At 54.0% G+C, this 6,539-nt stretch carries 7 protein-coding genes and 1 tRNA gene; 1 reads left to right on the forward strand and 7 read right to left on the reverse strand.

Features of this window, described 5'->3' with window-relative positions; translation table 11 throughout:
• Positions 1-231 precede the first annotated feature (231 nt).
• Positions 232-1,392, forward strand: coding sequence for a nucleotide sugar dehydrogenase (locus AC2FJC_RS23480; protein WP_496742098.1), 1,161 nt, complete (start codon positions 232-234; stop codon positions 1,390-1,392).
• Positions 1,393-1,443: 51 nt separating this feature from the next.
• On the opposite strand, the gene AC2FJC_RS23485 is transcribed toward AC2FJC_RS23480, so the two are convergent.
• The 7 genes from AC2FJC_RS23485 to AC2FJC_RS23515 form a co-directional block, all read right to left on the reverse strand.
• A complete protein-coding gene (locus tag AC2FJC_RS23485; RefSeq protein WP_496742100.1) occupies positions 1,444-1,713 on the reverse strand; it encodes a spike base protein, RCAP_Rcc01079 family in 270 nt (89 codons plus the stop codon).
• Between the two features lie 178 nt (positions 1,714-1,891).
• Positions 1,892-3,340 carry a mannose-1-phosphate guanylyltransferase/mannose-6-phosphate isomerase gene (locus AC2FJC_RS23490; RefSeq protein WP_496742102.1) on the reverse strand — a complete coding sequence of 483 codons (1,449 nt, stop codon included), beginning with the start codon at positions 3,338-3,340 and terminating at the stop codon, positions 1,892-1,894.
• Positions 3,341-3,522: 182 nt separating this feature from the next.
• Entirely contained in the window at positions 3,523-4,254 is a 732-nt protein-coding gene (locus AC2FJC_RS23495) for a metallophosphoesterase family protein (RefSeq protein ID WP_496742104.1), read from the reverse strand.
• Positions 4,255-4,365: 111 nt separating this feature from the next.
• A complete protein-coding gene (locus tag AC2FJC_RS23500) occupies positions 4,366-4,809 on the reverse strand; it encodes a hypothetical protein (RefSeq protein ID WP_496742106.1) in 444 nt (147 codons plus the stop codon).
• Positions 4,810-5,536: 727 nt separating this feature from the next.
• Positions 5,537-5,659: a hypothetical protein gene (locus AC2FJC_RS23505; protein WP_496742108.1), complete on the reverse strand. Its 123-nt coding sequence runs from the start codon at positions 5,657-5,659 to the stop codon at positions 5,537-5,539.
• A 53-nt stretch (positions 5,660-5,712) separates the two neighbouring features.
• Positions 5,713-5,886 carry a hypothetical protein gene (locus tag AC2FJC_RS23510; RefSeq protein ID WP_496742110.1) on the reverse strand — a complete coding sequence of 58 codons (174 nt, stop codon included), beginning with the start codon at positions 5,884-5,886 and terminating at the stop codon, positions 5,713-5,715.
• A 576-nt stretch (positions 5,887-6,462) separates the two neighbouring features.
• Positions 6,463-6,539, reverse strand: a tRNA-Met gene (locus AC2FJC_RS23515).

Genomic DNA, 6,539 nt, shown 5'->3' on the forward strand with positions numbered 1-6,539 from the left:
GATACACCTCTGAAACTCAGTGGCTTGAAGCATGCAACAGAGACAGCAGCAACAAATTTAATGGGTCCAGAACCTAGATGGCCAGCATCTGGTTCGGACCTGCATCCAACGGATCGAAACCTCGAATAAATTCGTAACGATGGGGTTTTCGGCACACACACCCGCATTTACAATCGGCAAGCAATAAAGCAGGTGAAGTACACACCGGTTTGCGAGTATGAGGGCATAGGAATGAAGATTGCAGTTGTAGGTCTCGGGTATGTGGGAATGTCCAATGCGGTGCTATTGGCACAAAACCACGATGTCACGGCAATCGACATTTCAAAAGAACGGGTTGAAATGGTCAATTCCGGCCAGTGCCCCATCGTTGATGCCGAACTGGAAGACTTTCTTGCCAACCGAGCCCTTTCGATCAGGGCAACCACAGAACCGGCTTTCGAAGACGCCGAATTTGTGATCGTGGCGACCCCGACGAATTATGATGCCAAATCCAACTACTTCGACACCTCAAGCGTCGAAGCCGTTGCCCGGCAAGTGAACGCGATCAACCCTAAGGCCACGATCATCATCAAATCGACGATCCCAGTGGGGTATATTCAGGCGCTGCGCGCCGATCTGGACAGCGACAATTTCATTTTCTCACCGGAGTTCCTGCGTGAAGGGCGGGCGCTTTATGACAACCTCCACCCGTCCCGCGTGATCGTCGGCGAACGTTCGGACCGGGCGCGGGTGTTTGCCGAGCTTCTGCTGGAAGGTGCCGTGACCAAAGATGTGGACGTCCTGTTCACCGACCCGGATGAGGCCGAGGCGATCAAGCTGTTTTCCAACACCTACCTCGCCATGCGGGTGGCCTTTTTCAACGAGCTCGACAGTTACGCAATGGCTGGTGGCATGAACACCCGCCAGATCATCGAAGGCGTTTCACTGGATCCGCGCATTGGTGGCCATTACAACAACCCTTCCTTCGGGTATGGAGGCTATTGCCTGCCAAAAGACACCAAACAGCTTTTGGCCAACTACAACCATGTTCCGCAAAACCTCATTCGCGCCATCGTGGACGCAAATCGGACGCGAAAGGATTTTTTGGCCGATCAGATTCTGATGCGAGGCCCGCGCGTCGTTGGTATTCACCGGTTGGTCATGAAAGTGGGCAGCGACAATTTCCGTCAGTCCTCGATCCAAGGGATCATGAAGCGACTGAAAGCCAAGGGAGTCGAGGTCATTGTTTATGAACCGGCGCTGGAGGGGGAGGAGTTTTTCCGGTCTCGTGTCGTGCAGGATCTCGAAGCCTTTAAGTCCGAAGCCGATTTGATCGTTGCCAACCGGCACAGCCCCGAACTTGAGGATGTCGCGGGCAAGGTGTTTACCCGGGATTTGTTTGGCGCAGACTAAACGGTTGTCACTGGCTGCGCGCCTTCGAACCTTGACCTGATTGACCTGCGTTTAGGCCAATACCATCGCATGGATACCGGACGCTGTAGTTCCGGTTGCATGTACACGCATTGTCCCCACCGGCAGGATCGAAAAGTCCGACACCTGAACTGTACGGGTTTCGCCCCGAACGGTGGTCAGAACAATCGCGCCGCCGGCTTCGACGTAGAGACCGATTGCTACATCGGCCAGATCCGTATTGTCCGAGGCGACAACGGGAACAATGTCACGCGCAGGGCCGGACAGGCTGGAGGCTCGGTTGCTGAATGGGTTGGTCATCATGATTCATGTCTCGCTGTCTGTGTCAGTCAGCGGCACGTTAGGATTATCCATTTAACGATCCGCCAGCGCACCGCGCGTTGCGCCGTCAGCCCCCCACACAAAGAAAAATTGCGCGGCGGAATACTTGATCCCTGCCGCGCATTTTGAATCAACGTCACACTGAAACTTCAGGCGCGGTTCAGCCTTTGGCCCCCTGCCCCCGCGCGTATTTGTCTTCGTAGCGCACGATATCATCCTCACCCAGATATGTGCCGGTCTGCACTTCAATCAGGACCATCGGAACCTTTCCCGGATTCTCCATCCGGTGCGTGGCCCCGAGAGGGATATAGACAGACTGGTTTTCGGTCACCAATTGCTCACGATCATCGATTGTCACACGGGCGGTACCCTCGACAACAATCCAGTGTTCGGAACGGTGGAAATGGCTTTGCAGGCTCAGCGATGCACCAGGGTGCACATGGATACGCTTCACCTGAAACCGCTCGCCAACCACCAGGCTTTCGAACCACCCCCACGGGCGGTGGTCCTTTGGGAATTCCGTCGCCTGGGACGCGTTTTTTTCCTTAAGCGCGCTCACCGCCTTTTTGACGTCTTGCGCCCGCGATGCATCGGCAACCAAAACCGCATCATTCATCGCCACAGCGATGATGTTGTCCAGTCCGATACCCACGATTTCCAGCTGCTCGCTATCCGACCGCAAAAGGGTGTTGTGGCAATCAATCGCTGTTGCCCCGCCACTGGTCACCACGCCTTGTGCGTCCGGGCCGCTTTCGCGCCATACGGCGTCCCAGCCGCCCAGGTCCGACCACGCAGCGCCGAAAGGCACGACCGACAAGTTTGTTGCTTTTTCCATTACGGCATAGTCGATCGAAATGTCTTCGGCCTGCGCCCAGCTTTCAGGGTTGAGGCGCAGGAACCCCAGGTCCGGCGTTGCTGTTTCAACCGCTTCCTTCACCGGTTTTATCAGATCGGGCGCGTGGGCCTGGAAGGCTGCGATGATATCTGCCGCACGAAACAGGAAAATGCCCGCGTTCCATTTGTAATTCCCGGCCTCCAGCATTTCGGTCGCACGGGCCAAGTTCGGCTTTTCGACGAATTTCTTCAACGGAACAGGCGCTCCGTCACCGCCCGAACCCGCGGCCAGCTCAAGATATCCATACGCCGTTTCCGCATGTGTCGGAGTAATCCCAAACGTCACCAGTTTGCCTTGTGCAACCGCCTCCAGACCACGGGCAACAGCAGCCTGAAATTCAGCAGCATCCGGTACAACGTGATCGGAAGGGGCAACCAGCAATACAGCGGCCTCATCCTTGGCATAAGCATACAGTGCCGCCGCAAGAACCGCTGGCGCTGTGTTGTGACCCTCAGGTTCGATCATGATTGTTCCGGGATCAATGCCGATGGCCTGCAGCTGTTCCGCAACAATGAACCGAAAGTCCGAGTTGGTCAGAACCACCGGCGATTCAAATTCCAATTCCGCGTTTGTTCCGGACAACCGGCGGGCAGACGCCTGAAACAGAGTCTCTTCGCCGACCAATGGAACGAATTGCTTCGGGTAGCTCTTTCGGGACAAAGGCCAGAGGCGCGTGCCGGAGCCTCCACAAAGAAGGACAGGACAGATCAACATAAAAAGCTCTATAATTTAACGCGGTTCCTAATTTTCCTATTGAAACCGTCATGACCTGACAAGGCCCGGCTTGGTTTGGTCGGAAAAAAGGATGCCTGGCGCCACGAACGCCGGTGAGGGTCCGAAACTGCGCACCCTTAAAATTTTCTTTTGTTTTCAACAGTGTATTTGCGTTAATCTCGTTAAGAACCGGCACTGATGAATGTAGGCTCACCACCATCCAGGCAGACCGCGCTTAATACGCCGGTGGCAAAGGCTCCGGTATCCACAGCAATCCGTCCGCGCAGGGCTGTTGGTTGATCGACAATTGTGTGTCCGTAAACAACCCACACGCCGTCCCGCCTGTCGGTTGTCCGAAATTCCGGGTCGCCCCATATCAGGGTTTTTTCGGGTTGCTGATCGGCGGGCGTATTCGGATTTGCGCCAGCATGTGTCACGAGAACGTTTCCGGAATAGTCAAAGGCCCTTAGTTCCGCGATCCATTGGACCAGCTCAGGTCCCATTTCCGCCAACAGATTGTCACGGCAGGCGACCAGCTCGGCAGCGGCCATTTCGGCGCGCACGTTCCGCACATCAAAAGAAGCCAGCGTCTGCAGGCCGCCATAACGCAGCCAGCGCGGGCCATGTTGTTCAGGGTCACGCAGGAAATTCAACATCATGTCTTCGTGGTTTCCCTTCAGACAGATGAATTCCGGGCGGTTTTGGATCAGACGCAGAACGTCAGCACTGTTTTCGCCGCGATCGACATAATCTCCGACAAGGATGACCCGATGATCCCTTGGGATCTTAGGTAACAGATTCTGCAACTGTCTTACGCAACCATGCACATCACCAATGACACAGGTTGGCCTGTCCGGCATCGGAGCGGCAAAGACCGCGCGTCGCCCGAAACGTTGAATCAGAGATGACAGCACGTTAGGGGGGCCTCCTGAGTGGCTACTGCGACCGGCTAGCATTGAATTCAAGGGCCGATGGTCAAGACCCAAGGCGTCTAACATTTGCGCGCTGGTCTAAGCAAGCTTCATTCAGGCGGTCCGGCAGGCAGGAATTCCCATTCGGATGATCTCGGTGCCTTTTATCCTGAAAACGCCGTTGATGCGCTTACGCCCTTTTTCCATGAACCACTTCCTGAGCGGTTCTGGATAATACGCCGCCATGACCTGACTGAAATAGTCAAAGTCTTCTGGAGCAAGCCGCCGACCACTGCGCGAAGGTCCATGGAATCCAAATGTCGTGTCAGGGTTCACACAGGTTCCAGGAAGGCCCAGAAACATCGTGCAGGTCGAAAAGCAGACACGTCCCCGAATTTCGACCTGAATGTCGTTTTTTTGCAGGTTTTCGATCTCGATCAAACGGTCATGCAGATATCCGCCTCGGTCGCTGCCAACAACCATCAGCCCGTCAGCTAACGTGGGCGAAGGGACAGAAGTCGCCGAAGTCAGTATTCCTGCAATCAGCGCCGCCACCATAGCTTTGATTCCGCGGTGCGTAGGTTTGCAATTTGCTCTGGCCGGCGCTCGCTGAGGGCGAAAGAGATTCCTTTTATCCAGCATTTCGAAGCCTCCAATTCCAGTTGCGGACCGGATCAGAGGTAAAACTGCGTGGTGCGTTCCCTGTGAGTGGGAAAAGTCAAAATTATGTTTTAAATCAAATGTTTACCTATATTTTTCTTAAACTTTTCTGATTGCCGACCGGCCTATCACCGGAGTTGGTTCAGCTCTGATTCACAAATGCAGTGGGGACTTCGTTCGTATCGGCAAAAGCGGCGCAGCAACTCAATCCCATATTGCACTTGGAGGACATATTAGAAGAAATTTTCAATCGCGTCCAAAAGCCGGACGGGATGAAATGGGTTTTACCGCCCAAGCGGTGATCAAACGATCCTTCGTCAGCGTTCTCAAATCTCAAAAGCGACGTAAACGGGTCTGAGAAAGATGATCAGCTATAAAGTGGCTTGTTGTTCACCTGGTGGCGTTCCACCAACTTGCGCATAGCCGAATGTGCGAACGTCTGTTTTGACTGATGCCGCGCAGCGGCAAAGAGAACTTGTCCAAGGTTTGGTTTGGGCCGACTGCGGAATTTTTTCCATATTGGCGCTACGCGGCAATATGGACCGCCCCCAATGTATAAGGGAGATCATTTCTTACGAGTTAGATGCAACACTTACGCATTGGCGCTCTCCACCCCGAGATGCGCCTATTCCGTAGCCGCAGCTGGTGCAGCTTCATCACCCCCTGCATCCTCGTCGCCTGACCTCATCATGAAGATAGCTAAGACAAAAACAATCACTGCAGCGATTATTATGTAGTTCCTGTTCATCTCTATTCTCCTAGAACTGTGAGCAGCACTCACGGCGATGTGATGCCACAGGTTTAGGCAATGGCCTGCTTGTCGGGTGCCGTATCGGAAAGCTGCTCGTAGTGTTCGACCGCGGATAAGTACTCTTCCAGCCGCTTACCTTCGTCAGTATCAGGCTCAGAATCCCACAGGTATTCAATCTCCCGGAGCGCAGCACGGTACTCAATTACGGTGCGAACAATGGTCATGGCATTACCTCAAAGAATAAATCAATGCTTGGACTCATACCTGAAAACGCGCGATTCTGGTAGGTGCTCAGCCAAGGGGTATGTAAAATACAGGTAATTCTCTAGCACGGAGTTCGATATTCGTAGTTCTCCGATTTCTGTCCAGACTGTGTACCGGGACCTAAAAGAGGCTCATGGAGACGCGCCGAACCAACTGGCCTGTTTCCAGATGACTTTGCCATCAGTTTTGTCGGTCCAGCAAATGATACAATAGACGGACGCAATCAACTTGCCCCAATCGCTTGTTCGATAGTCTTAAGCTGGTTGGAAAAGAATGAAAGTGGAGCTTCTGGGCCCCGATAGGACGCTTACGCATAGGTGACGACGGAACACGGGAAACTGAAACCCATGAGGCGGGACAGATCAGGCAGACTCAACACAGCATCATGCTACAACGGAAAACCCGTTTCGACGCCCTGACGATGCCCTACGACGTTGCAGGCTATTCGGCTGGCGAGTTTGAGACGTTAAGCGATTGATCTGGGGGATCAATTGCAGTCTGCCCGGGCTGCGTTGAGATTATCCGACCTTAAAGTTTGGTTGCGGGAGTAGGATTTGAACCTACGACCTTCAGGTTATGAGCCTGACGAGCTACCGGGCTGCTCCATCCCGCG

Source organism: Ruegeria sp. CDSB117, assembly GCF_059611005.1.

Coding starts and splice junctions, on each gene's coding strand:
- AC2FJC_RS23480 (WP_496742098.1), top strand. CDS start 232: ATGAAGATTGCAGTTGTAGGTCTCGGGTATGTGGGAATGTCCAATGCG.
- AC2FJC_RS23485 (WP_496742100.1), bottom strand. CDS start 1,713: ATGATGACCAACCCATTCAGCAACCGAGCCTCCAGCCTGTCCGGCCCT.
- AC2FJC_RS23490 (WP_496742102.1), bottom strand. CDS start 3,340: ATGTTGATCTGTCCTGTCCTTCTTTGTGGAGGCTCCGGCACGCGCCTC.
- AC2FJC_RS23500 (WP_496742106.1), bottom strand. CDS start 4,809: ATGGTGGCGGCGCTGATTGCAGGAATACTGACTTCGGCGACTTCTGTC.
- AC2FJC_RS23505 (WP_496742108.1), bottom strand. CDS start 5,659: ATGAACAGGAACTACATAATAATCGCTGCAGTGATTGTTTTTGTCTTA.
- AC2FJC_RS23510 (WP_496742110.1), bottom strand. CDS start 5,886: ATGACCATTGTTCGCACCGTAATTGAGTACCGTGCTGCGCTCCGGGAG.